Raw genomic sequence first — 23,931 nt, forward strand, 5'->3', positions numbered from 1 at the left:
GGTAACGGCGGGGCCGCATATTCTAAGGGTTGCCGGCCGCGGCCGCTGGAAGCGGCGCGCCGTTGCCCCCTTGCTGGACCCGCCGTGCCGGCGCGGTCCGATCCACGGAGAGCGCGAATGAGCCAGAAATACCGCATCGAGCACGACAGCATGGGCGAGCTGCAGGTGCCTGCCGATGCGCTGTGGGGCGCACAGACCCAGCGGGCCGTGCAGAACTTCCCGGTGTCCGGGCAACGCATGCCGCGTGCCTTCATCCGTGCCCTGGGCCTGATCAAGGGCAGCGCCGCCGAGGTCAATGGCGCGCTGGGCCTGCTGCCCAAGGGCGTGGCCCGCGCCATCATGCTGGCCGCGGCGGAAGTGGCGCAGGGCAACCACGACGCGCACTTCCCGGTGGACGTGTACCAGACCGGCTCGGGCACCTCGTCCAACATGAACGCCAACGAGGTGATTGCCACGCTTGCCAACCGCAACGGCAAGGCCGGCAGGACCCGCGTGCATCCCAACGACCACGTCAACCTGGGGCAGAGCTCCAACGACGTGGTGCCGACTGCGATCCGGGTGTCGGCGGTGCTGGAAACCCGCGAACAGCTGCTGCCCGCCCTGGTGCACCTGCGCCGGACCATCGACAAGCGCGGCCGCAGCCTGCGCAGCGTGGTCAAGACCGGGCGCACCCACCTGATGGACGCGATGCCGCTGACCTTCGGGCAGGAGTTCGGCGCGTGGTCGGCACAGCTGGCTTCGGCCCAGGCGCGGATCGAGGACAGCCTCAAGCGACTGCGCCGGCTGCCGCTGGGCGGCACCGCGATCGGCACCGGCATCAATGCCGACCCGCGCTTCGGTGCGCGCGTGGCCAGGGCGCTGTCCACCGACACCGGCGCGCGCTTTGAAAGCGCCGAGAACAAGTTCGAGGGGCTGGCCGCGCAGGACGACGCGGTCGAGCTGTCCGGCCAGCTCAACGCGCTGGCGGTCGCCCTGATCAAGATCGCCAACGACCTGCGGTGGATGAACTCCGGGCCGCTGGCCGGGCTGGGGGAGATCGAACTGCCGGCGCTGCAGCCGGGCAGCTCGATCATGCCGGGCAAGGTCAACCCGGTGATCCCCGAAGCGACAGTGATGGCCGCCGCGCAGGTCATCGGCCACCACACCGCGATCACGGTGGCCGGACAGACCGGCAACTTCCAGTTGAACGTGACGCTGCCACTGATCGCGGCCAACCTGCTGGATTCGATCCAGCTGCTGGCCAGCGTCTCGCGGCTGCTGGCCGATTCGGCCATTGCCGGGCTGGCGGTCCGGCAGGACAAGGTCCGCGACGCCCTGGACCGCAATCCGATCCTGGTCACCGCGCTCAATCCGATCATCGGCTACGAGAAGGCCGCGGCGATCGCCAAGCGAGCCTACAAGGAAGGCCGCCCGGTACTGGAGGTGGCGCGCGAGGACAGTGGGCTTTCCGAGGCCGAACTGCGCCGGCTGCTGGATCCGGCCGGGCTGACCCAGGGCGGCATCCACGGCTGACACGGGACGGCGCGGATACGAAAAACGCCCGGCCAGGCCGGGCGTTTTTGTGGACGGTAGAGCCGCGGCTCAGCGCTCGGCGCGATAGTTGTCCAGCGCCTCGGTGTAGTCCTTGAACTCTGGAATCTGCTGCACCAGGTCATCCGGGAAGGGCTCCACGCCCGGAGGCACCGTGATCGGCAGCGAGTGCCTGGTCGGGTCCGCGTCCGGCGCTGCCAGGGTGTTCTGGCGCAGGATCTGCAGTTTGACGAAACTCTCCTGCAGCATCCGCTGCTGCGGCTGCTTGATCGGGATCCCGATCTCGTCGATCTTCATCGAACCGTCGGGCAGGACCATGATGTTCGGATACGGCGCGCGGCGGATGATGAGCGAGTTCTCGCCGACGGCGACCTTGGGCTTGCTGCGTTCGGCGCGATGGGTGCGATAGGCCTCGCGGTCTCCGCAGGCGGCCACCAGCAGGCTTGCCAGGGCCAGGACTACCAACAACAGCTTCTTCATGGGAAGGGCAATGCGGGGAGGGGGCCTTATTGTAGGCCCCTCCGCCGGGGATCACTGCGCGCCGGCCTCGGTGGCCAGATCATCGTGGTTGACCCTGGCATCGGCACGGCACTCTTCCACGTCGTCCTCGTCCATCCTTGCATACGGGGCGAACGCGGGCAGCGAGGCGGCAAGCTGCTGCTGGGTCTGGCGCATGGCCGGCAGCTGGTCACACAGGCGTTGGGCCTGCTCCTCGATCTTCTTCGCCTCGGCCTTGATGTTCTGCTCGATCTGGTCGGTGTTGCCGGAGAACACGCCCTTGAGCGCCTCGCCCGCCGCCTTCAGGCCGAGATCGGCGCCCTGCACGCCGATGTCGATGCCGGTCTGGGCCATCTCGATGACCTGGCCGCGGTAGGCCAGCAGCAACTCACGCTGGGCCCGGTCCACGTCCACGGTCCTGCCCTCGATGATCAGGTCGCCGGCGGGCGTGATCTCGGCGTGCGCGCCCTTGCCGCTGGAGATCTTGATGTTGCTTTCGGCCATCTTCTCGCGGGCCTTGTCGGTGGCATTGCGCACCGTCCTGGCGACGCCGGAGACGTCCGGGTCGGTGCCGGCGGAGCGATCGGCGCAGGCTGCCAGCGGCAGGCCCAGGGCGGCGGACAGCAGGAACAGGTGCGGTTTCATCGTGTGGTCCTCGAGGGCAGGGAGGTCAGCGCAGGGCCAGGTCGCGGCGCAGCTCGCGCTCGCAATCGTCGAGGTCGTCCTGGGCCAGGCGGGCGTAGGGCTGGAACTGCGGCAGGCTGCCGGCCAGCGCCTGTTCGGAGGCCATCACCGCTGGCAGGCGGCTGCAGATCGTGGCGACCAGCGGCTGCAGTTCCTGCTTGACCACCTTCTCGATGCGGCGCTCCAGGCTGCCCGTCATGGCGCCGGCAATCAGGCTGAACAGCGAGGTGTCGGTGACATCCAGGGCCATCATCGCCGCCTTCTCGCCCACGTCGATACCGGCCCTGGCCACGTCCAGCACCTGGCGACGGTAGGCCAGCAGCAGGCGCCGCTGTTCGGCCGTGGTTGGCACGGTCTTGCCGTCGACGACGAAGGCACCGGCCGGGGTGATATGGGCCGCAGGCAGGTCGGCATCACGGCGGCTGTCCGAACGCTTGCCGAAGCTGATGCCGTTGCCGACCGACAGGTCCTCGCTCTCCAGCTCGGCGCGGGCCTTGGCCAGCTCGGCGCGGACCTCGGCCCGGCTGTTGGCCATCTCGCGCTTGATCTCGCCACGGATGCTCTCCGGCTCGCTGCCGGCCTGGGCGGCCAGCGGCAGGGCCAGCAGTGCCGCCAGTACAAAGGAATTGAACCTGGTCATGGGAAACGTCCTTTTTCTCGTGATGGAGGGAATGCCGGGCCTCAGCGGCCGGCGCCCGAGACCTTGCCGGCGACGCCGGAATGCCGCACCGAGCCACTGCCGCGGCTGGTCACCTGCAGGTCGCCGCCGACGTCACGCACGTCCAGGTCGCCCGAGCCGAGCGCGCCCAGGGTGACGTTGCCGCGTACGTCGACCAGGTCGATGTCGCCGGAGCGCAGGCTGGTGATCTTCACGTCGCCGCCCACGTCTTCCAGTTCCAGGTCGCCCGAGCCAACGGTGCCGACCTCGGCGTTGCCGCGCACACCGGTGACGCTGACATCGCCAGAACCCAGCGACAGCAGGTTGAGCGAGCCGATGCCGGTCAGCTCCAGGTCGCCCGAACCCACCGCGGCGGTGACCACACCCTTGATGTCACGGGCCTCCACGTCGCCGGAGCCGACGTCGGCGCTCAGCGACTGCGCGCCGCTGATGGTCGCGTCACCGGAACCGACCTTGAGCTGCACCAGCATGTCGTCCGGCACGGTGCCGCTGATCTCCAGGTTGGTGTAGACGCCGCCCAGCGAGATGGTCACGCCCTTGTTGTCGTTGCGCAGGCTGACCACCAGTGTGTCGCCCTGCTTCTGCTGGGTGAGGACCAGGTTTCCGAGCAGGTTCTCGTGCGAGGCACAGGCGCGGCCGCCGAGCGCGCCGCCACCGGGCGCGGCGCGCAGGCGCAGGTCGTGCGAGTTGACTTCGAACTTCACCCGCTTGACCCCGGCCAGGTCCAGGTCGAGCTTGCGCTCGGCGCTGTGCTTGCAGTGCGGTGCGGCCAGCGCAGTCACCGGTGCCAGCAGCAGGGCGAGCAGAACGGTCTTGGCGTGCATGGTGTTTCCTTTGCGAAAGGTTGGGTCGACGTCGATCAGGCTTCGTCGCGATGGCGGCGCATGTAGACCGCGGCGACCAGCAGGGCCACGCCGACCACCACGCCGATCCACAGCTCCGGCATCGCCAGCGCGTTCAGCTGGCTCACCGGCGAAATGTCCTGCAGGGCGCTGCGCACCGAGGCGGAGCGGCCGCGGAAGGGCAGGTCGGCGCCGGGGAAGGTGCCCAGCAGCAGGCGACCGACGATGTGGGTCCAGAACCAGCTGGCCGGCAGGCCGAACAGGCGCATCAGGTCGAACCAGTGAACGATCACCCCGGCGAAAACCGGCACCGTCACCGCCCACAGGAACGGCTTGCTGCGTGCCCAGGCCGAGCAGAACAGCAGCCAGCCGGCGGTCGGCAGCGCCCACAGCGCATAGACCGGGATCCACGACAGCAGGCCGGCGGCGATCAGCAGCGGACTGGCCGGGCCCCACACCAAGGTGACCGGATTGCCGCCTTGCGCCAGCACCACCACGCTGATCATCAGCAGGAAGCCGAACATGGTCAGGATCGCGGCAATGACGGCCAGCAGCGGGGCAATGACCAGGGCGCTGACAGCCTTGGACAGCACGGTCTGGGTATCGGACAGCGGCAGCGACTTCCAGAACAGCACGCTGCGGTCGCGGCGTTCGTCGTACAGGGCGCCCAGGCAGTAGAAGAAGGCCACGAACGCCAGCACCAGGAACGGCCAGGTGCCGCTGAGGAACAGGGTCATGTCCAGGGCGCGGGCCAGTTCGGCAGCGCGCTCGGGGGTCATTTCCCTGACCAGCAGGCCCAGGTCCATGCCGTTGACGGAGAAGCCGTCGATCTCGAACTCCTGGTTGGCCGCGGCCTTGCGTATGGCCATGAGGCCGGCACCGATCGCAAATGCGGTGAGCAGCAGCGAGATCGCGCCGGCAACCAGCGGTGCCCACAGGAAGCCACCGCGGTTCTCCCAGAACTCACGCTTGAGCAGCCACTTGAACGAGCTGGCCTTGCTGATGGGGTGGTGGACGGCATTCATGCGTAGGTCCCTTTCATGATGGCGACGAACAGGTCGGCAAGGCCGGGGCTGCGGATTTCACCGAGTGCTTCGAGCTGGTCCCGCGGCACGCCGTCAAACAGCATCACGGTCTTGCCGAAGGGCAGGGAGCGCTCGTCGATCGGGCCCAGCGCGCGGGCCTGCTCGACGCTGCCGGCCGAGGCCAGCAGTTCGGTGTAGCGCTCGCCCACGCTTTCCATGTCGGTGTCGAGCACGATCCGCCCGTCGCGGATGAACAGCACGTCGGTGAGGATGTGTTCGATTTCCTCGACCTGGTGGGTGGTGACGATGATGGTCTTCTCGTCGTCGAAGTAATCCTCCAGCAGGCGCTGGTAGAACTCCTTGCGGTAGAGGATGTCCAGGCCGAGCGTGGGCTCGTCCAGCACCAGCACCTTGGCGTCGATGGCCATCACCAGTGCCAGGTGCAGCTGCACGATCATGCCCTTGGACAGTTCGCGCACGCGCTGCTTGGGCTGCAGCTTGGTGCTGGCCAGAAAGCGCTCGCAGCGGGCGCGGTCAAAGCGCGGATGTACGCCGGCGACGAAGTCGATGGCTTCCTTGACCCGCAGCCAGCGCGGCAGCACCGCGACGTCGGCGATGAAGCAGATGTCGTTCATCAGCTCGTCGCGCTGGGTGCGCGGATCGCGGCCGAGCACCTGCAGCTCGCCCTCGCACGAGGCCAGGCCCAGCAGCGCCTTGAGCGCGGTGGTCTTGCCGGCGCCGTTGGGGCCGATCAGGCCGACGATGCGCCCGGGCTGGATGGTGAAGCTGGTGTTGTCCAGCGCGACGGTGCGCTTGTAGGCCTTGCGCAGGCCTCGGACGGTAACGACGGGTGCTACGGCATTCATGGCTTGTCCCCCGATGACAGCAAATCTTCCAATGTCAGGCCCAGTCGCTGGATGCGCTCCAGAACCGCTGGCCATTCGTCCTTGAGGAAGCGCTCGCGCTCGTTGCCCCGCAGCTTCCTGGCTGCTTCCTCGGTCATGAACATGCCCAGCCCGCGCCGCTTTTCCACCAGGTCGTCGTCGGCCAGTTCCTGGTAGGCGCGCGAGACGGTGATGGGGTTGAGCTGGTACTCGGCTGCAACCTGGCGGACGGAGGGCAGGGCATCGCCCGGTTTGATGATTCCGTCCAGCATCATCGCGATCACGCGATCCTTCAGCTGGCGGTAGATCGGAGCACCATCGCTCCACTGGATATCGCTCATGGTCAGCTCCGTGAATTCAGCGCCTGGGCGAATGAGAAGTAAGGCATGGTCAGGCTGGCACGCACCCGCCGCTGGGCGGCGCGGGACCGGCTGCTGGCCGGCTCGGTGGCGACCTCCTGGTCGACATTGATCGGTCCATAATCACCACTGGGCACGGGGCTGCGCTGGGCACCGGGACTGCCGGCGAACAGCAGGGCGCCGGCGGCAAACAGGGCCAGATGGGAGTGTCGGCGGAGCATCTTGCTCATGACGGTCCCCTGTGTAGGGTGGGTGGTGTTGTATCTAACTATAACACCGCCGCGCCGAAGGTCAACACCCTGGCCAATGATTTCCTGAAAATTCCTCGACCCATGCCACGGAGCGCCGGATGAAAATCTTCAAATCATTGATTGCACTTTGTTTTGTGGTGGCGCTCTCGCCTTCGATGGCCGCTGCCCAGGAGGGTCTGCTGGATCTCGAATACCGGGCGCTGGCGAAGAAGGAGAAGGTGAACCTGAACCGCGAGTACGGCGGGAAGGTCGTTCTGGTGGTCAATACCGCCAGCAAATGCGGGTACACCCCGCAGTACGAAGGGCTGGAAACCCTGCAGCAGAAGTACTCCGCGCGCGGATTCAGCGTGCTGGGATTCCCGTCCAACGACTTTCGCGGGCAGGAGCCGGGCAGCGAGGAACAGATCCAGGAGTTCTGCACGCTGACCTACGGGGTGAAATTCCCGATGTTCGAGAAGGTGCAGGTCACCGGCGAGGACGCCACGCCACTGTACCAGCGGCTGACCCGCGCCACCGGCGTGGCCCCGGGCTGGAACTTCCACAAGTACCTGGTCTCGCGCGAGGGCAAGGTCGTCGGCCAGTTCCCGAGCAAGGTCAAGCCCGACGATCCGCAGCTTGTGCAGGCCATCGAGCGTGAACTGGCGCGGCCGGCACCGCGCTCCTGACCGCCTCGACAACTCTGGTGCGCGTGCGACAATGGCGGCCCTTGCGCCGACGGCGGCGCCTGTTCACTTCTCAGGAAAAGCAGCGAATGAAGATGGGAATGCGCGGCGCCGCGGCGTCGCTTCTGGTTCTGGCGATGGCGGTTCCGTATGCCGCGATGTCGCAACAATCGGCCGCACCGGCGGCCGCCAAGGAGAAAACTGTTTTGACCTCGGATCGTGAAAAAATCGGCTACGCCATCGGCATCGATGTGGCCAGTTCGTTCGAGCCCATCGCTTCTGAAGTCGATGTGGCCGCACTGCGCCGCGGCGTGGAAAACGCCTTCGCCGGTGGCCAGCCGCTGCTGTCGCAGGAAGAGGCCCAGCGTACCGACCAGGCGCTGCGCACCCTGATGATGGTCCGTTCCGGCCAGCAGGTGCCGGGCATGGCCCCGGGCAGCCAGCCGCCGGCGGTTGATCGCGAGAAGGTCGGCCTGATGCTCGGCAGCTACGCCGTCGGCCCGTCGCTGGCTCCGCTGCGCGAGGACCTGGACCTGGCTTCGCTGTTCCAGGCCATCGAGACCGTGTTCGCCAAGGGCACCCCGCTGATGACACGCGAGCAGGCCCAGGCCGCGCTGCAGTCCTTCAGCCAGGCCAAGGAAGCCGAGATGCAGGCCAAGGCCGCTGCCCAGGCCGGCACCAACCGCACCGAAGGCAATGCCTTCCTGGCCAAGAACAAGACCCAGCCGGGCGTGGTGACCACCGCCTCGGGCCTGCAGTACCAGGTGCTGCGCGCCGGCAACGGCGAGCGTCCGCTGCCGACCAGCAAGGTGCGCGTGAACTACGAAGGCAAGCTGCTGGACGGCACCGTGTTCGACAGCTCGTACAAGCGTGGCGAGCCGATCGAGTTCGGCCTGAACCAGGTGATCAAGGGCTGGACCGAGGGCGTGTCGCTGATGCCGGTCGGTTCCAAGTACCGCTTCTGGATTCCGGGCGAGCTGGCTTACGGCGAGCAGGGCACCCCGGGTGGCCCGATCGGCCCGAACGCGACCCTGACCTTCGACGTCGAGCTGCTGGGCATCGTTCCGTAATCCCCAGCCAGGCAAGGCCAGCATGCGCATCGCGATCTTCGGAACTGGTTATGTCGGCCTGGTGACCGGCACCTGTCTGGCCGAGGTCGGCCACCACGTGGTCTGCGTCGATACCGACCAGGCCCGCATCGATGGTCTCAACCAGGGTCGGGTCCCAATCTACGAGCCGGGACTCGAACCGATGGTGAGGGCCAACCATGCCGCGTCGCGGCTGGCCTTCACCAGCGATGCCGCCAGCGCGATCGCCCACGGCCTGGTGGTCTTCATCGCCGTGGGCACGCCGTCCGGCGAGGACGGCAGTGCCGACCTGCGCTACGTGCTGGAAGTTGCACGCACCATCGGCCGCAACCTGACGCGGCCGGCGGTGGTCGTGAACAAGTCGACGGTGCCGGTCGGCACCGCCGACCGGGTCCGCGAGGTCATCGCAGGTGAACTGCGCGCGCGCGGCCTCGAGCTGGACTTCCACGTGGTCTCCAACCCGGAGTTCCTCAAGGAAGGCGATGCCATTGCCGACTGCATGCGGCCGGCACGCATCGTGCTCGGCGGCAGCGAGCCGCGGGCGCTGGCAGTGATGCGGCGCCTGTATGCGCCGTTCAACCGCAACCGCGACCGCGTGGTGGAGATGGACGTGCGCTCGGCCGAGCTGACCAAGTACGCCGCCAACGCCATGCTCGCGACCAAGATCAGTTTCATGAACGAGATCGCGCGCATCGCCGAGAAGGTCGGTGCCGATGTCGAGCAGGTCCGCCAGGGCATTGGTTCGGACCCGCGCATCGGCTGGGACTTCATCTATCCCGGTGCCGGTTACGGTGGGTCGTGCTTCCCCAAGGACGTGCGTGCGCTGAGCCACACCGCGCAGCAGCATGGCGTGGAGCCGCACCTGCTCGAAGCGGTGGATGCGGTGAACGAGGCGCAGAAGGGCCATCTGTTCGAGTTGATCCAGTCCCACTACGACCGGGGCGAGGACGAAGGCGTCAACGGCCGCACCTTCGCGGTGTGGGGCCTGTCGTTCAAGCCCAATACCGATGACATGCGCGAGGCGCCGAGCCTGCGCCTGGTTCCGCAACTGCTGGAGGCCGGTGCCAGGGTGCGCGCGTTTGATCCGGAAGCCAGCGGCGAAGCCCGCCGGCTCCTGGGCGAGCGCGACGGTCTGGTGCTGTGCGAGTCGGCCAGCGAGGCGCTGGAAGGCGCCGACGCGCTGGTGGTGCTGACCGAGTGGAAGCAGTTCCGCAGCCCGGATGTCGAGCACCTGCGCCACGTGCTGCGCGATGCGGTCGTCTTCGACGGGCGCAACCTCTATGACCCCGGCGAGCTGGAATCGGCCGGGATCGCTTACTACGGCATTGGCCGCGGACGTTCCCTCCATGCATGACACACCCCCCACACCCCGCGACCAGGCGCTGGAAGAGCGTCTGGTCGAACTTGAGATGCGTGTTTCCTTCCAGGAACAGGCGCTGGCCGAGCTGAGTGAAGCCCTGGCCGATGCGCGGATGGAAGGTTCGCGTAACGCCGACCTGCTGCGCGTGCTGCTGGAGGATCTGGGCAAGGTCCGCAGCGCGCTGTATTCCGACTCGGGCGACGAACCGCCGCCCCCGCATTACTGACGAATCCCTATGAGCGATACCCTCCGCGACCAGCTGCTTGGGCTGGGCTTCAAGGCTGCGCCCAAGCCGGACCGCAAGCCCGACCAGCGCCGTGACCACAAGCCGGGGCAGAAGCCTGCCGGCCGTTCCCAGGGCAAGCCGGGCGACGCCCGTCGCGACGGCAAGGCCCCGCAGCGTGGCGGCCAGGGCCGTCCGCAGGGCGGCAAGCCGCGCACCCAGGAAGAGATCGACCTGGCCAAGGCCTATGCCATCCGCGCCCAGCGCGAGAAGGAAGAGCGCATCGAGGCCGAGCGCCAGAAGCAGGAAGAGGCCCGGCTGCGCCGCGAGGCCAAGGCCAGGCTGGAGGAGATGCTCAAGGACAAGGCGCTCAACGACGAGGCGGCCGAGATCGCGCGCCACTTCCAGTACGGCGGCAAGATCAAGCGCATCTACGTCAATGCCGACCAGCTCAAGGCGCTCAATGCCGGCGAGCTGGGCGTGGTCCAGCTCAATGGCCGCTACCTGCTGGTGACGGCCCAGGTGCTGGCCGAGGCCGAGGCGATCTTTGCCCCGGCCGTGGCGCTGAAGGTCGATCCCGATGCGCCGGCCGGCGACGATCCCTACGCCGATCCCAGGTACCAGGTACCGGACGACCTGGTCTGGTAAGCGGCGCATCGCGCCATCGATGTGATATGCAAAGGGCCGGTTTTTCCGGCCCTTTGCTTTATTGACTGTCGTGGATCAGGCCGGCAGGCGGCTTGCGTGGCGGGATCCAGCGCCAGGCGATCAGCGTGCCCACCAAGGCGAAGCCACCGGCCACGAGGAAGGCGACCTGGCCGTTGCCCAGCGGCCACAGCTGGCCGGCGATCAGCGCACCGAGCACGCCGCCCAGGCCAGACGAGAAGCCGTAGAACAGCCCCTGGCCATGGCCATTGAGGCGGCCGGGGAAGTAGCCGGCCAGCAGTTGCATCGCCGAGGCGAAGAACGCGGCAAAGCCCAGGCAGTGGGTACTCTGCGCGATGAGCATCACCGCCAGGTTCTCCGGCCACAGCGCGGTGGCCCACCAGCGCAACGCGGCGCTGCCCATCGACAGGATCAGCAGCCAGCTCGCATCCCAGCGGCGGAAGAAGCGCGAGATGGTGAAGAACACCGCGACCTCGAACACCACGCCCACCGTCCACATCAGGCCCAGCGTGGACGTCGCGTAGCCGTGCTGGTCCATGTAGACCGAGAAGAACGTGTAGTACGGGCCGAATGACAGCTGCTCGAGGAAGGCGGCGATGAAGAACGCCAGCACCGCCGGGCGCCGCACGATCTGCCAGAAGCCCTCGGCATCGGCGCTGCGTACCGGGATGTTGCGTGCATAGTGGTTGGCAAAGCCCGAGGCGACCAGCAGCGCGAACAGCGGCAGCATCAGCCACGGCAGGCGGCCGGCGCCGTGGTGTTCGATCAGCCAGCCGAACAGCGAGACCACGGCAATGAAGCCGAACGAGCCCCAGACCCGGATCAGTCCGTAGCGATGGCTGTCACCACCCAGGTGGGTGAGGGTGATCGACTCGAACTGCGGCATCACCGCGTTGTAGAAGAAGCAGAACGCCACCATCGCCGGATACAGCCACCCATGCTCCAGCGGCAGCAGGAACGCCGCGAAGGTCAGCAGGGTCAGGATGCAGCCTGCGCGCAGCCAGCGTATCGGGTTGGACGAGCGCGCCGCGGCCGAGGTCCAGATGCTGGGGGCGACCACGCGCGTGGCATACCACAGGCTCATCATCACGCTGATGGCGGTCACGCTCATCCCGCGCGAAGCCAGGAACAGGCTCCAGTATGGGGTGAAGGCGCCCAGCGCGGCGTAGTAGACCAGGTAGAAGCTGGACAGCCGTGCGACAGGCACGGTGGGAGTTGCGGGGGACATCGACAGCTCGGTGGCGCCGCAGCGCCGTTGGAGGGAAGGGATCAGCCCTGGCGTGCCAGTTCGTCCAGCCGTTGCAGCCAGCGCTGCAGGTGGCCATCGCCGATCAGCGAAGCCCGGTGGCCATCGCAGAAGCGCTCGCCGCGCTCCATCCAGGTCAGCAGCTGGCACAGCTGGTCCAGATCGGCGCCGGCCATGGTAGCCGGATCGTCGATCAGCCGCCCGCACTGCACCGGGTCGTAATCGGGCCGGGACCACGGCGCTTGCGCTGCCTCGCGGAAGAAGGCGTCCACCTCGGGCACATAGCTGGGCCAGGAGTTCCTCCAGCGCACAGGCTCGGCCACGCCCAGGGCCGCGTGGCCGAGTGCGAGCAGGTGCGCGATGGCGCGGTCGTCTGGCAGTTGCCCAGGGCTGCGGCGGGTCATCCGGTCAGGGTCCAGTTGGAGGCGCGCCGTAGGTGCTCGCTGCCGCGCGTGGTCAATGTCATTCCGGGTCGTAGTCCAGGTTGGAGGCGAGCCAGCGCTCGACCTGCGCCTTGTCGACGCCCTTGCGGCGGGCGTAGTCGGCGACCTGGTCCTTGCCGACGCGGCCGACCACGAAGTACTGGCTGCGCGGATGGCTGAAGTAGTAGCCCGACACCGCCGCGGTCGGCAGCATGGCGAAGCTCTCGGTCAGCGACATGCCGGTCCGGGCGGGGGCATCCAGCAGACGGAACAGGGTGGCCTTCTCGCTGTGGTCCGGGCAGGCCGGATAGCCGGGGGCAGGACGGATGCCGCGGTACTGCTCGGCGATCAGGGCCTCGTTGTCCAGCGCCTCGTCGGCCGCGTAACCCCAGAACTCCATGCGCACGTGCTGGTGCAGGCGCTCGGCCAGGGCCTCGGCCAGGCGGTCGGCCAGGGACTTGAGCAGGATCGCGTTGTAGTCGTCGTGCGCGGCCTCGAAGCGGGCGACGTGCTCGTCGATGCCGATGCCGGCGGTGACCGCGAAGGCACCGATCCAGTCCTGCACCCCGCTGTCGTGCGGTGCGACGAAGTCGGCCAGGCAGAAGTCCGGGCGGTCGGCCGGCTTGTCCACCTGCTGGCGCAGGAAGTGCAGGGTGGCCGGGCCGTCGGCGTGCTGCAGCACCACGTCGTCGCCGTGGCTGGCGGCTGGCCAGATGCCGTAGACCGCGCGGGCGGTCAGCCACTTCTCCGCGACGATGCGCTCGAGCATCGCCTGGGCGTCGCTGAACAGTTCGCTGGCCTGCTTGCCGACCACCAGGTCCTGCAGGATCGCCGGGTACTTGCCGGCCAGTTCCCAGGCCTGGAAGAACGGGGTCCAGTCGATCACCGGCAACAGGTCTTCCAGCGGCCACTCGAAGCCATGCACGCCGGGCTGGTTCGGCACCAGCGGCACGTAGCCTTCCCAGCCGCCGTCGAAGCGTTGGGCTCGCGCCTTCTCCAGCGACACCAGGCGCTTGGCATCGCCGCGGTTGGCATGGCGGGCGCGGATCTCGGCGTAGTCGGCCTCGTTGGCGGCCACGAACGGGGCGCGCAGCTCCGGCGAGATCAGCGACTGGGCCACGCCGACCGCGCGCGAGGCGTCCTTCACCCAGACCACCGGGGCCTTGTAGTGCGGATCGATCTTCAGCGCGGTGTGCGCACGCGAGGTGGTGGCGCCGCCGATCATCAGCGGGGTGGTGAAGCCCTGGCGCTGCAGTTCGCGCGCCACGTGGCTCATCTCCTCCAAGGAGGGCGTGATCAGGCCGGAGAGGCCGACCAGGTCGGCCTGGTGCTCACGCGCGGCGTCCAGGATCTTCTGCGCCGGCACCATCACCCCCAGGTCGATGACCTCGAAGTTGTTGCAGGCCAAGACCACGCCGACGATGTTCTTGCCGATGTCGTGCACGTCGCCCTTGACCGTGGCCATGACGATGCGGCCGTTGTTCCTGCCGGCGTCGCCGGTGCGCAGCTTCTCGGCCTCGATGTAGGGCAGCAGGTAGGCCACGGCCTTCTTCATCACCCGCGCGGACTTGACCACCTGGGGCAGAAACATCTTGCCGGCGCCGAACAGGTCGCCGACGACGTTCATGCCGTCCATCAGTGGGCCCTCGATCACGTCCAGCGGGCGCGCGGCCTGCTGGCGTGCCTCCTCGGTATCCTCTTCGACGAAGGCGTCGATGCCATGGACCAGCGCGTGGGCCAGACGCTCGCGCACCGGCTTCTGCCGCCAGGCCAGGTCCTCGACCTTCTTCTCGCCTTTCTTCCCCTTGTAGCGCTCGGCGATCTCCAGCAGGCGCTCGGTGGCGTCGCGGCGGCGGTTGAGGACCACGTCCTCCACGCGCTCGCGCAGTTCCGGGTCCAGGTCGTCGTACACCGGCAGCGCGCCGGCGTTGACGATGCCCATGTCCATGCCGGCGCGGATGGCGTGGTACAGGAATACCGAGTGGATCGCGCCGCGCACGGTCTCGTTGCCGCGGAAGGAGAACGACACGTTGGACACGCCGCCGGACACGTGGCAGTGCGGCAGGGTCTGGCGGATGACGCGGGTGGCCTCGATGAAGTCCACCGCGTAGTTGTCGTGCTCCTCGATGCCGGTGGCGATGGCGAAGATGTTGGGATCGAAGATGATGTCCTCGGGCGGGAACCCGACCTCGTCCACCAGGATGCGGTAGGCGCGGGTGCAGATCCCCACCTTGCGCGCGCAGGTGTCGGCCTGGCCCTGCTCGTCGAAGGCCATCACCACCACCGCCGCGCCGTAGCGCAGCACCTTGCGGGCGTGCTCGACGAAGACTTCCTCGCCTTCCTTGAGCGAGATCGAATTGACCACGCCCTTGCCCTGCAGGCACTTCAGCCCGGCCTCGATCACGCTCCACTTCGAGCTGTCGACCATCACCGGGATGCGGGCGATGTCCGGCTCGGCGGCGATCAGGTTGAGGAACCTGGTCATCGCCTTCTCCGAGTCGATCAGGCCCTCGTCCATGTTCACGTCGAGGATCTGCGCGCCGTTGTCCACCTGCTGGCGCGCGACGTCCACCGCCTCGGCGTAGCGATCCTCCTTGATCAGCTTGCGGAACTGCGCGCTGCCGGTGACGTTGGTGCGCTCGCCGATGTTGACGAACAGCAGCTCCGGGGTGATGACCAGTGGCTCCAGGCCGGACAGCCGGGTATGGCGGGGAGCGGTGCTCATGCGGCCTGCTCCAGCGCGCCGGCGGGAATGCGTGGCGGCAGTCCACGCACGGCCTCGGCGATGGCGCGGATGTGGTCCGGCGTGGTGCCACAGCATCCACCGACCAGGTTGAGCAGACCGGCCTGCGCGAATTCGCGCAGGGTGGCGGCCATCTCCTCCGGCGTCTCGTCGTAGCCGCCGAAGGCATTGGGCAGGCCGGCATTGGGATGCGCGCTGACGTAGTACGGCGAGACCTGGGCCAGCGCCTCCACGTGCGGACGCAGCTCGCGTGCGCCCAGCGCGCAGTTCAAACCGATCGACAGCGGCCGCGCATGGGCGAGCGAGGTGTGGAAGGCCTCGGCGGTCTGCCCGGACAGGGTTCGGCCGGAGGCGTCGGTGATGGTGCCGGAGATCATCACCGGCAGCCGCGCGCCGCGGGCCTCGAACACTTCCTCCACTGCGAACAGCGCGGCCTTGGCATTCAGCGTGTCGAAGATGGTCTCGACCATGATCGTGTCGGCGCCACCGTCGATGAGTCCTTCCACGGCTTCGCGGTAGGTGCCGCGCAGTTCGTCGAAGCTGGTGTTGCGGAAGCCGGGATCGTTGACGTCCGGACTGATCGATGCAGTGCGGCTGGTCGGGCCGAGCACGCCGATCACGAAGCGCGGCTGGCCCGTGGCCTTCTCCACCTCGTCGCAGGCCTTGCGCGCCAGCGCGGCGCCGGCCCTGTTCAACTCATGGACCAGGTGCTCGAGGTGGTAGTCGGCCTGGCTGACCGAGGTGGCGTTGAAGGTGTTGGTCTCGACCAGGTCGGCGCCAGCCTCCAGGTAGGCGCGGTGGATGCCCTCGATGACCTTCGGCCGGGTCAGCAGCAGCAGGTCGTTGTTGCCCTTGAGGTCGTGGCCGCATTGCGGACCGTGGCCGTCGTGCGCCGGATGGTGCTGCTGGTCGTAGCCGTCGGCGAAGCGCTCGCCGCGGTAGTCGGCCTCCTCCAGCTGGTGGCGCTGGATCATCGTGCCCATCGCCCCGTCGATGACCAGGATGCGTTCGCGCAGGGCGCGCTCGAGCAGGGCGACGCGTTCGGGATGCAGCCAGGGCAGCGGATGCGGCATGACCTCAGGCCTTGTGGGCGATCAACGAGATCACCTCGAAGTGCGGCGGACGCTTCTCCCGCGTCACGGTTTCCAGGCTGGAGATGGTCAGCCCGGCCTTCTCCACGAAGCGGCGCAGCTCCTTGTCGGTGAAGCCGAGGTTGACGTGGCCATAGGCCTCGACGGCCGCGCGGTGCTCGTGCCGGGCCAGGCTGGTGAGCATCAGCCGGCCGCCCTTGCGCAGCACGCGTGCGCCTTCGGCCACCGCCTGCGCCGGCTTGCTGGCATAGGTGAGTGCATGCATCAGCACCACCAGGTCGAAGCTGCGGTCCTCGAAGGGCAGGGCGTGCATGTCACCCTCGCGCACGCTGACGTTGGCCAGCCGGCGCAGGCGCTCGCTGGCCGCGGCCACCACGCGGGCGCTGGTATCGATGCAGACGTACTTCTTCGCGTGTGGGGCCAGCAGTTCGGCCAGCACGCCATCGCCGGAGGCGATGTCCAGCACATCGCCGGTCTCCAGCAGCGGCAGGGCGCTGCGTGCCAGTGCTTCCCAGGTGCGGCCGGGCGAGTAGTGGCGCTCCATGTCGCCGGCCACGGTGTCGGCCCAGTTCTGGTCGGCCGCGCGCATGGCCAGCACCGATGGCAGGCGTTCGGCGTCCTGGCGCAGCAGCGGGTCGTCGCTTCCGGTGCTCAGCGCATGCCACAATGCGCGCTGCGCGTGATCCAGCGCAGCCTCGTCGAACCGGTAGTAGGCCGAAACGCCGGCGCGGCGGTCGCGCACCAGCCCGGCTTCCTTGAGCTTGGCCAGATGGGTCGACACGCGCGGCTGGGCCAGCGTGGTCACGGCCGACAGCTCGGCCACGGTGAGTTCTTCCTGTTCAAGCAGCGCCAGCAGGCGCACGCGGGTGGAGTCGGCAAATACCTTCAGCCGGATTGACCAATCCTCGAGATCCATAAATATCCACTTATCGCGATATAGCGATATTTTCCGTGCTCGCGTCATGGATGGCAAGCAGGAAAGCCCCGACGGCTGCACTCGAGGCTGGATGGTTACAATCGTAACTTCATCAGCCCGGGAGGGGTTTCGTGGATTTCAGCTATACCGAAGAGCAGTTGGTGTTGCAGGACGTGGCGCGGCGCATCGCGCAGGAAAGGATCGCGCCCAGTGCCGAGCATCATGACCACACCGGCGAGTATCCGCTGGAGAACATCCGCCTGCTGGGCGAGAACGGCCTGATGGGCATCCAAGTGCCCGGCGAATACGGCGGCGCCGGCATGGATACGGTCGCTTCGGTGCTGGCCATCGTCGAGATCGCCGCGGCCGATGCCGCCCATGCCACCATCGTGTCGGTCAACAACTCGCTGGTGTGCAACAGCATCCTGCGCTACGGCACCGAGGAGCAGAAGCAGCGCTATGTCGGTGCGATTGCCAGCGGCCAGGCCATTGGCGCGTTCGCGCTGACCGAGCCGCAGTCCGGGTCCGACGCCACCGCCATGCGTTGCCGTGCCATCCGCCAGGCCGATGGCAGCTATGTGGTCAACGGCAAGAAGAGCTGGATCACCTCCGGCCCGGTCGCCAGGTACATCGTGCTGTTTGCGATGAGCGAGCCGGAGAAGGGATCGCGCGGTATCACTGCGCTGGTCATCGATACCGACAAACCCGGCTTCCACCGTGGCAAGGCCGAACCCAAGCTGGGCATCCGCGCCTCGGCCACCTGCGAGATCGAGTTCACCGACTTCGTCGTGGCACCGGACGAGGTGCTGGGCGCGCATGGCGAGGGCTTCCGGATTGCAATGAGCGTGCTCGATGCCGGCCGCATCGGCATTGCCTCGCAGGCGATCGGCATTGCCCGCGCCGCGTACGAAGCCTCGCTGGCCTACGTGCGTGAGCGCCAGGCCTTCGGCGCGCCGATCGGGTCGTTCCAGATGATCCAGTCCAAGATCGCCGACATGAAGTGCAGGCTGGACGCGGCGCTGATGCTGACCCTGCGTGCGGCGTGGCTGAAGGACCAGGGCAGGCCGTTCAGTACCGAGGCGGCGGTGGCCAAGCTCACCGCGTCCGAGGCGGCGATGTGGATCTCCCACCAGGCCGTGCAGATCCATGGCGGCATGGGTTACTCCAAGGAAATGCCGCTGGAGCGTTACTTCCGCGATGCCAAGATCACCGAGATCTACGAAGGCACCAGCGAGATCCAGCGCCTGGTGATCGCACGCAACGAAACCGGCGTGCGCTGAAGCATGGCCCGGATCGGTTTCCCGGGCATCGCGCTCCACCAAAGGAAAAGGCCCCGGCAATGCCGGGGCCTTTTTTGTTGCGGTCCCGCCGGATCAGCGATCCTGGTTGTGGCCCGGACGCATCTCGTGGCGTTCCAGGTACTCGCGCGAAGGCTCGTCGATCTTGTCGCCGAGCATGCGCCGCACGACCACGAAGAACACCGGGATCATCAGCAGGCCCAGGAACGTGGCGAACAGCATGCCGCCGATCACGCCGGTACCGATCGCGTGGCGGGCGTTGGCACCTGCACCGGTGGAGATCGCCATCGGCACCACCCCCATGATGAACGCGAACGAGGTCATCAGGATCGGGCGGAAACGCAGGCGGGCCGCCTCGATGGTGGCATCGCGCAGGGTCTTGCCCAGTGCACGCTGCTCCACCGCGAACTCCACGATCAGGATCGCGTTCTTGGCCGCCAGGCCGATTACGGTGATCAGGCCGATCTTGAAGTACAGGTCGTTGGGCAGGCCGCGCAGCAGCGACAGGCTGAGCGCGCCAAGCAGGCCCAGCGGCACCACCAGCAGCACGGCGACCGGGATCGACCAGCTTTCATACAGCGCGGCCAAGCACAGGAACACGACCACGATGGACAGCACCAGCAGCAGCGTGGCGGCGTTGCCGGCCAGGATTTCCTGGTAGGACATGCCCGACCAGTCGTAGCCGAAGCCGGCCGGCAGGTCGTTGGTCACGATCTCCTCCATCGCCTGCATCGCTTCGCCCGAGCTCTTGCCCGGCGCCTGCGAGCCGACGATGTTGACCGCCGAGTAGCCGTTGTAGCGGTTGAGCGAGGGCGGGGCGGTGATCCAGTCCGACTTGACCACCGAGGTCAGCGGGATCATCACGTTGGTGCCATCGCTGTTGCTGGCAATGCTCGAGGGGCTGTAGAAGCTGCGCAGCGAGGCCTCGCCGGTGCGGTACGGGGCGTCGGCCTGCATGGTCACGCGCTTGATGCGGCCCTGGTAGAAGAAGTCGTTGACGTACACCGGGGCCAGCATCAGCTGGATGGTGCTGTACACGTCGGAAACCGACATCCCCATCGCCTGCGCCTGCACGCGGTCCACGTGCAGCGACAGCTGCGGCGAGTCTTCCAGTCCGTTCGGGCGTACGCCAGCCAGGCGCTCGGTGTCCTGCGCGGCCTTGCCCAGCAGGATGTTGCGCGCCTGGGTGAGCTCGGCGTAGCCGGCACCGGCACGATCCTGCAGCCACATGTCGAAGCCACCGAACTGGCCCAGGCCCTGCACGGTCGGCAGGTTGACCACGAAGATCTGCGCTTCCTTGATGCCGTAGAAGGCACCATTCATCTTCTGGATGAACTCGGGCGCGCTGACCTTGCGTTCTTCCCAGGGCTTGAGCCGGATGTAGCCCATGCCCACGTTCTCGCCGGAGCCGACGAAGCTGAAGCCGGCCACCTGCATCATGCCTTCGAAGGCGTCGTCCTTTTCCAGGATCCCGCGCATCTGCGCGAACGCGGCATTGGTCTGGCTTATGGTCGAGCCCGGCGGCAGCTGCACGATCGCCAGTGCGTAACCCTGGTCCTCTTCCGGCAGGAAGCTGCCCGGCATGCGGGTGAACAGGAATGCACACAGCGCCGCCAGCACCACGAACATCACCATCCAGCGCGGGGCATGGCGGATGGCCGAGCCGATGTGGCCGACATAGGTGTGGCTGATGCGGTCGTAGTACTTGTTGAACGTGCGGTAGACGACGTTCTGGCTCCCGGTATGGGTCGGCTTGAGGAAGGTCGCGCACAGGGCCGGGGTGAAGCCCAGCGCCAGGAACGCGGAGAACGCCATCGAGATGGCGATGGTCAGCGCGAACTGCTTGTAGATCTCGCCGGCCGCGCCGCCCTGCAGGGCCGAGGGAATGAACACCGCGGCCAGCACCACGGTGATGGCCACCACCGCGCCGGTGATCTGGCCCATGGCCTTCTGCGTGGCCGGCTTCGGTGCCAAGCCTTCCTCGCTCATGATGCGTTCGACATTCTCGATCACCACGATCGCGTCATCGACCACGATGCCGATTGCCAGCACCATCGCGAACAGGGTCAGCTGGTTGATCGTGAAGCCGATCATCCACATGCCCAGGAAGGTACCGAGCAGGGCTACCGGGATGACCAGGGTCGGGATCAGGGTGGCGCGGATGTTCTGCAGGAAGATCAGCATCACCAGGAAGACCAGGACCATGGCCTCGAACAGCGTCTTGACCACTTCCTGGATCGAGATCTTGACGAAGGTGGTGCTGTCATACGGCGAGAACCAGGTCACGCCGGCGGGGAAGCTGGGCTGCAGCTCGTCCATCTTGGCGCGCACCGCCTCGGCCACGTTCAGGGCATTGGCGCCCGGCAGCAGCTGGATGGCGAAGGCGCCGGTCGGGCGGCCGTTGTACTGGGTGTCGAAACCGTAGTTGTTGGCACCGAACGCCACGCGCGCCACGTCCTTGAGCAGCACGCGCGAGCCATCGGCGTTGGAGCGCAGGATGATGTTCTCGAACTCTTCCGGGGTGCTGAAGCGACCCTCGGCCGAGACCGTGGCGGTGAACAGCTGGCCTTCCGGGGCCGGGTCCGAACCCAGTGAACCGGCGGCGAACTGCACGTTCTGGCCGCGCACCGCGGCCAGCACCTGGCTGGCGGACAGGCCGTAACCCTGCATCCGCTCCGGGTTGAGCCAGATGTTCATGGCGTACTCGGAACCGAACTGCTGGGTGCTGCCGACGCCGGGGATGCGCGAGATCTGGTCGAGCACGCGCGACCCGACGATGTCGTTGAGCGCGTCCCGGCTGACCGAACCATTTTCCGAGCGCAGCGCGACCACCATCAGGAAGCCGGCGTTGGCCTTGGCCACCACCACGCCCTGCTGGGTCACTTCGGAGGGCAGGCGCGGCGTGGCCAGCGACACCTTGTTCTGCACCTGCACCTGGGCGATGTCCGGATCGGTACCGGTCTCGAAGGTCAGGGTGATGCTGGAGAGGCCGTTGGCCGAGGACGACGAGCTGAAATACAGCAGGTGGTCGATACCGGTGAGCTGCTGCTCGATCACCTGGGTGACCGACTTCTCGGTGGTATCGGCGCTGGCGCCCGGGTAGGTGGCGTTGACCGTCACCTGCGGCGGGGCGATGGAGGGGTAGGACTCCACGCCGAGGTTGAGGATCGCGATCACGCCGGAGAGCGAGATCAGGATCGCCACCACCCACGCGAAGATGGGATGTTCGATGAAGAATTTAGGCATTGGTGCGGTCCGTTACTGCTGCGGCTGTGCCGCGGCGTCCTCGGCGGGCTGTTCCTGCTGGGCGGCCGGTGCGTCGCCGGCCTGCGGAGCAGCTGCGCCTTCATTGCCCGGGGTGGCCTGCGGCTGCCAGGCCACGGCCCTGGCAGGGGCGCCTTCCTTGACCTTCTGCACGCCGCTGACGACCACCTGGTCGCCCGGCTCCAGGCCACCGGTCACCTGCCAGCTGGTGCCCTGCTGGCCATCGACGGTGACATTCTTGCGCGCCACGTTGCCGTCCTTGCCGACCACGTAGACGTAGCCGCCGTTGGTATCGCGCAGCAGCGCCTGCTGCGGCACCAGGTAGGCATCCTTGCGCTCGCCCAGGGTGGCCTTGAAGGTCACGAACGAGCCCGGCAGCAGGATGCGCTCGGGGTTGGGCAGGCGGGCGCGCAGCGAGACCGCACCGGTGGTCGGGTCGACCGTGGTGTCGGAGAAGTCCAGCGTGCCCTCGTGGCCGTAGGTGCTGCCGTCGGCCAATTCCACGCTGATGTTGGCCTGCGCCGTGTCGTTCAGGGCGACTGCGCCGCGGGTCTGTGCCTGGCGCAGCAACTGCAGTTCGTCGGCGCTCATCGAGAAGTTCACGTACAGCGGGTCGATCTGGTCCACGGTGGTCAGCAGGGTGGTTTCACCCTGGCCGACCAGCGCGCCTTCGGTCACCTGCTGCTTGCCGGCGCGGCCGCTGATCGGTGCGGTGACGCTGGCGTAACCCAGGCTGATGCGGGCGCTGGTGACGGCGGCCTGGGCCTGCTGCACGGCCGCGGCGCTGCTGCGCTCGGCGGCTTCGGCGTTGTCCAGGTCGGACTTGGACACGTAGCCCTGCGGTGCCAGCCCGCGGGCGCGGGTCGCGGTCGACCTGGCATTGGTGTAGCTGGCCTGGGCCGAAGCCAGCTGGGCCTCGGCGGCCGCCAGCGAGGCACGCAGCGGCGCCGGGTCGATCTGGAACAGCAGCTGGCCTTCCTTGACCTCGCTGCCTTCGGCGTAGACGCGCTTGAGCAGCACGCCCGGCACGCGGGCACGGACGTCGGCCGAGCGGAACGGCGAGAGGCGGCCGACCAGGTCGCGCTGCAGCGGTACCGACTGCGGCTTGGCCTCTATCACGCCCACTTCCGGCGGCGGCGGCATCTGCTGTTCGGGTTTGCTGCAGGCGGCCAGTGCAGCGGTAGCAGCACAGGCGAGGACGATGTGGCGGAGTGGCGCGATCATCAGGAATAACTCCGGAGCTTGTTTTTATTGGTATGCGGGAAGATGTTCTGCTCCGCCTCCGGAGCCATGGCACGCAGGAATGCGTCCACCGCGAATCCGGCCCAGTGGCGCCGTGCTTCGGCGCCGTCCCGGTAGGGGGCATTGAAAAGACGTCGATCGAAATCCAGACCGACGATCATGCTGATAAGCAGCTCCGCCATGAAGTGCGGGTCGTCATGGCGCAGATTACCGCGCCGGCTGGCTGTTGCCATCCATTCAGCCAGGTGCGAATGCAGTGCCACCGCGCTGTTGCGGTACAGCGCCTCGGCCTCCTCGGGGAAGGAGCGGGCCTCAGCCAGCAGCAGCTGGTGGGTCTGCATGGCCTGCGGCAGCGATCGGCTTTCCAGATAGGTGACGGCGAAGGCCTCCAGGGTCTGGCGGACATCGTCGTCGTCCTCCAGCGCCAGCTGCGCAGTCGTGGCGACCACGTACTGCTGCAGCACCCGGCGCAGCAGGTCCTGCTTGCAGCCGTAGCGGCTGTAGAGGGTCTGCTTGGAGCAGCCGGCGCGCGCGGCCACCGCTTCCATGCTCAGGCGCATGCCGTCGATGGAGAGCAGCTCGCGCACGGCATCAAACACGCGCTGGTCGCGCGGGTCAACGTCGCTGGCAGGGGAGGTGGGGGCGTTCACAGACAGTGGACTATACCGTCCAGTTCACAATTAGGACAGCGTCAGATGGTCCGGCGCGGGGACTTGCGGGCAGGTCGTGGGGCCAAGGTGCTGGAACGCGAACGCTCCGCCCCGATTCCACGTCGTCGACGGACGGGGTCGGGTTGTCTCGTGTGCGCTGCTCCGTGCACGCACCACACGGTGGCGAATGCTCGCGCTTCACTCGAACCCGCAGTTAAACGCGGCGGGATAATGCCGTCCTGCAGCAAGGCACATTTGGTTTCGGGAGATACAATTTCATTTTCCCAAACCGAGCATCACACCTCGCT

23 protein-coding genes are annotated in these 23,931 nt (G+C 67.4%); 7 read left to right on the top strand and 16 right to left on the bottom strand.

Annotation, left to right across the window (positions count from 1 at the left end):
- The first annotated feature begins 117 nt into the window (after positions 1–117).
- The gene (locus LG380_RS03605) at positions 118–1,512 is read left to right on the top strand and encodes a class II fumarate hydratase (protein WP_225763648.1); all 1,395 of its coding nucleotides are present in this window, start codon (positions 118–120) and stop codon (positions 1,510–1,512) included.
- 69 nt (positions 1,513–1,581) lie between these two features.
- Here LG380_RS03605 and LG380_RS03610 read toward each other — a convergent pair whose 3' ends face one another.
- The 8 genes from LG380_RS03610 to LG380_RS03645 are packed head-to-tail and all read right to left on the bottom strand — an operon-like array spanning position 1,582 to position 6,731.
- Complete coding sequence (locus tag LG380_RS03610; RefSeq protein ID WP_225763649.1) at positions 1,582–2,010, bottom strand: hypothetical protein; 429 nt, start codon at positions 2,008–2,010, stop codon at positions 1,582–1,584.
- Between the two features lie 51 nt (positions 2,011–2,061).
- Positions 2,062–2,673 carry a DUF2884 family protein gene (locus LG380_RS03615; protein ID WP_225763650.1) on the bottom strand — a complete coding sequence of 204 codons (612 nt, stop codon included), beginning with the start codon at positions 2,671–2,673 and terminating at the stop codon, positions 2,062–2,064.
- A 25-nt stretch (positions 2,674–2,698) separates the two neighbouring features.
- Positions 2,699–3,352: a hypothetical protein gene (locus LG380_RS03620; protein WP_225763651.1), complete on the bottom strand. Its 654-nt coding sequence runs from the start codon at positions 3,350–3,352 to the stop codon at positions 2,699–2,701.
- Positions 3,353–3,393: 41 nt separating this feature from the next.
- Positions 3,394–4,215: a DUF4097 family beta strand repeat-containing protein gene (locus LG380_RS03625; RefSeq protein WP_225763652.1), complete on the bottom strand. Its 822-nt coding sequence runs from the start codon at positions 4,213–4,215 to the stop codon at positions 3,394–3,396.
- 35 nt (positions 4,216–4,250) lie between these two features.
- Positions 4,251–5,258, bottom strand: a complete 1,008-nt coding sequence (locus LG380_RS03630) for a hypothetical protein (protein ID WP_225763653.1) — start codon at positions 5,256–5,258, stop codon at positions 4,251–4,253.
- Positions 5,255–6,124, bottom strand: coding sequence for an ABC transporter ATP-binding protein (locus tag LG380_RS03635; protein WP_225763654.1), 870 nt, complete (start codon positions 6,122–6,124; stop codon positions 5,255–5,257). The genes LG380_RS03630 and LG380_RS03635 overlap by 4 nt, the downstream gene beginning before the upstream one ends.
- Positions 6,121–6,483, bottom strand: coding sequence for a GntR family transcriptional regulator (locus tag LG380_RS03640; protein ID WP_225763655.1), 363 nt, complete (start codon positions 6,481–6,483; stop codon positions 6,121–6,123). Before LG380_RS03640 ends, LG380_RS03635 begins: the two co-directional genes overlap by 4 nt.
- Positions 6,484–6,485: 2 nt before the next feature.
- On the bottom strand, positions 6,486–6,731 hold the full coding sequence (locus tag LG380_RS03645) for a hypothetical protein (protein ID WP_225763656.1): 246 nt from the start codon (positions 6,729–6,731) through the stop codon (positions 6,486–6,488).
- Positions 6,732–6,907: 176 nt separating this feature from the next.
- On the opposite strand from LG380_RS03645, the gene LG380_RS03650 reads away from it, so the two are divergent.
- From LG380_RS03650 to LG380_RS03670, 5 genes are all read left to right on the top strand, one after another.
- Positions 6,908–7,417: a glutathione peroxidase gene (locus LG380_RS03650; protein WP_225766433.1), complete on the top strand. Its 510-nt coding sequence runs from the start codon at positions 6,908–6,910 to the stop codon at positions 7,415–7,417.
- Between the two features lie 86 nt (positions 7,418–7,503).
- Positions 7,504–8,484: an FKBP-type peptidyl-prolyl cis-trans isomerase gene (locus LG380_RS03655; protein ID WP_225763657.1), complete on the top strand. Its 981-nt coding sequence runs from the start codon at positions 7,504–7,506 to the stop codon at positions 8,482–8,484.
- 22 nt (positions 8,485–8,506) lie between these two features.
- A complete protein-coding gene (locus tag LG380_RS03660; protein ID WP_225763658.1) occupies positions 8,507–9,856 on the top strand; it encodes a UDP-glucose/GDP-mannose dehydrogenase family protein in 1,350 nt (449 codons plus the stop codon).
- On the top strand, positions 9,849–10,088 hold the full coding sequence (locus LG380_RS03665) for a SlyX family protein (protein ID WP_225763659.1): 240 nt from the start codon (positions 9,849–9,851) through the stop codon (positions 10,086–10,088). The genes LG380_RS03660 and LG380_RS03665 overlap by 8 nt, the downstream gene beginning before the upstream one ends.
- A gap of 9 nt (positions 10,089–10,097) precedes the next feature.
- On the top strand, positions 10,098–10,733 hold the full coding sequence (locus LG380_RS03670) for a DUF2058 family protein (RefSeq protein ID WP_225763660.1): 636 nt from the start codon (positions 10,098–10,100) through the stop codon (positions 10,731–10,733).
- A gap of 58 nt (positions 10,734–10,791) precedes the next feature.
- Here LG380_RS03670 and LG380_RS03675 read toward each other — a convergent pair whose 3' ends face one another.
- From LG380_RS03675 to LG380_RS03695, 5 genes are read right to left on the bottom strand one after another with little or no spacing between them, the layout of a single operon-like run.
- The gene (locus tag LG380_RS03675; RefSeq protein WP_225763661.1) at positions 10,792–11,979 is read right to left on the bottom strand and encodes an MFS transporter; all 1,188 of its coding nucleotides are present in this window, start codon (positions 11,977–11,979) and stop codon (positions 10,792–10,794) included.
- A 41-nt stretch (positions 11,980–12,020) separates the two neighbouring features.
- Positions 12,021–12,401: a DUF6508 domain-containing protein gene (locus LG380_RS03680; protein WP_225763662.1), complete on the bottom strand. Its 381-nt coding sequence runs from the start codon at positions 12,399–12,401 to the stop codon at positions 12,021–12,023.
- 58 nt (positions 12,402–12,459) lie between these two features.
- Positions 12,460–15,144: a methionine synthase gene (gene metH, locus LG380_RS03685; protein ID WP_225763663.1), complete on the bottom strand. Its 2,685-nt coding sequence runs from the start codon at positions 15,142–15,144 to the stop codon at positions 12,460–12,462.
- The gene (locus LG380_RS03690) at positions 15,141–16,235 is read right to left on the bottom strand and encodes a homocysteine S-methyltransferase family protein (RefSeq protein ID WP_225763664.1); all 1,095 of its coding nucleotides are present in this window, start codon (positions 16,233–16,235) and stop codon (positions 15,141–15,143) included. Before LG380_RS03690 ends, metH begins: the two co-directional genes overlap by 4 nt.
- Positions 16,236–16,239: 4 nt before the next feature.
- Positions 16,240–17,169: a metalloregulator ArsR/SmtB family transcription factor gene (locus LG380_RS03695; RefSeq protein ID WP_225763665.1), complete on the bottom strand. Its 930-nt coding sequence runs from the start codon at positions 17,167–17,169 to the stop codon at positions 16,240–16,242.
- Positions 17,170–17,300: 131 nt separating this feature from the next.
- On the opposite strand from LG380_RS03695, the gene LG380_RS03700 reads away from it, so the two are divergent.
- Positions 17,301–18,449, top strand: coding sequence for an acyl-CoA dehydrogenase family protein (locus LG380_RS03700; protein ID WP_225763666.1), 1,149 nt, complete (start codon positions 17,301–17,303; stop codon positions 18,447–18,449).
- Positions 18,450–18,542: 93 nt separating this feature from the next.
- Here LG380_RS03700 and LG380_RS03705 read toward each other — a convergent pair whose 3' ends face one another.
- The 3 genes from LG380_RS03705 to LG380_RS03715 are packed head-to-tail and all read right to left on the bottom strand — an operon-like array spanning position 18,543 to position 23,533.
- Positions 18,543–21,713, bottom strand: a complete 3,171-nt coding sequence (locus LG380_RS03705; RefSeq protein WP_225763667.1) for a multidrug efflux RND transporter permease subunit — start codon at positions 21,711–21,713, stop codon at positions 18,543–18,545.
- A gap of 12 nt (positions 21,714–21,725) precedes the next feature.
- A complete protein-coding gene (locus tag LG380_RS03710) occupies positions 21,726–22,955 on the bottom strand; it encodes an efflux RND transporter periplasmic adaptor subunit (protein ID WP_225763668.1) in 1,230 nt (409 codons plus the stop codon).
- Positions 22,955–23,533 (bottom strand): TetR/AcrR family transcriptional regulator, encoded by a 579-nt coding sequence (locus LG380_RS03715; protein ID WP_263973793.1) that lies wholly within the window; start codon positions 23,531–23,533, stop codon positions 22,955–22,957. Before LG380_RS03715 ends, LG380_RS03710 begins: the two co-directional genes overlap by 1 nt.
- Between the last annotated feature and the right edge of the window lie 398 nt (positions 23,534–23,931).

This window comes from Stenotrophomonas sp. Marseille-Q4652, from assembly GCF_916618915.1.
Lineage (GTDB): Bacteria > Pseudomonadota > Gammaproteobacteria > Xanthomonadales > Xanthomonadaceae > Stenotrophomonas.